Origin of the sequence: Streptomyces hainanensis (genome assembly GCF_004348415.1) — a bacterium.
GTDB lineage: Bacteria > Actinomycetota > Actinomycetes > Streptomycetales > Streptomycetaceae > Streptomyces > Streptomyces hainanensis.
Window position 1 is genome coordinate 1 of the sequence record NZ_SMKI01000867.1, and the last position, 1,012, is coordinate 1,012.

The window sequence follows — 1,012 nt, forward strand, 5'->3', positions numbered from 1 at the left end:
CGGTGGGGTCGAGCCAGGCGAGTTGGTAGGCGTCGTCCTCCGCGGTGCCGGTCAGGACCCGGCCGTCGGCCCGGTCGGGGGCGAACAGGCGGGTGTCGGGCGGGAGTTCCGCGTCCCAGCGGCGGTCGCCCGTCAGCAGGTCGTGGCCGGCGAGCCGGCCGGCGTCGTCGCCGGCCAGCAGTGTTTCGCCGGCCAGGGTCACGGTGTCGGGGACGAACGGCAGACGCCACAGTTCCTCGCCGTTCTCGGCGTGGGCCACCGTCTCGCCCGCCTCGCGCAGCAGCACCGGGTCGTCGGCGAGGATCTCCGGCGCTTCGGACCGCGCCTGGCCCGTCCACAGCACGGCCCCGGTCTCGGCGTCGTGGACGGTCAGGCCGCACGGGCCGAGGGCGACGATCCGGGAGCCGGCGTGTCGGACGGCGGTCACGTCGGGCTCCGCGAGGCAGTCGGGCGGGGGGAGTTCGTCGCCCGAGTCGCGGGCGAGGCGGTGGAAACCGGCCGGGTCGCCGGCCTGGTCCAGGTTCACGGTGACCGCCGACTCCCCCACCGTGACGGTCGGTTGGTCCACCTCTCGGGTGAACTCCCGCCACCACGGCAGTGATCCGTTCCTCGTGTCGACGACGGCGAGCACCGCGCACCGGCCGTCGGCCGAGCGGAAGAAGACCGCGCCGACGCCGGCCCCGTCGACGGCCGCCGAGGCCGCGCACGGCGGCCCGGCCTCCGGCGGGGCGCCCGCCACCCAGCGCACCGCGCCGTCCACCGTGTCGTAACCGGTCACGCCGGCCTCCGAGACCACCGTGACCACGTCCTGGTGCGGCCAGAGCCGCAGCGGCCCCGCCGACCCGTCGTCGGCCGGCGCCCGCCACACCTCGACCGCCGCCGACGGGCCGGTCGTCGGCGCGGGCGTCTCGGCCGCGATCGGCTCCAGCGGCTCGTCCTCCCGGCCGCCCAGCACCACCCAGGCCGCGAGCAGCGCCAGCAGCACCACCCCGACCGGGGCGACGAGCCCTAT

The 1,012-nt window shown here is 77.2% G+C and carries 1 protein-coding gene; it reads right to left on the bottom strand.

Annotation, left to right across the window (positions count from 1 at the left end):
• Positions 1-1,012 (bottom strand): outer membrane protein assembly factor BamB family protein (locus E1283_RS37910; RefSeq protein WP_165956384.1); only part of this gene is annotated, 1,012 nt, incomplete at both ends.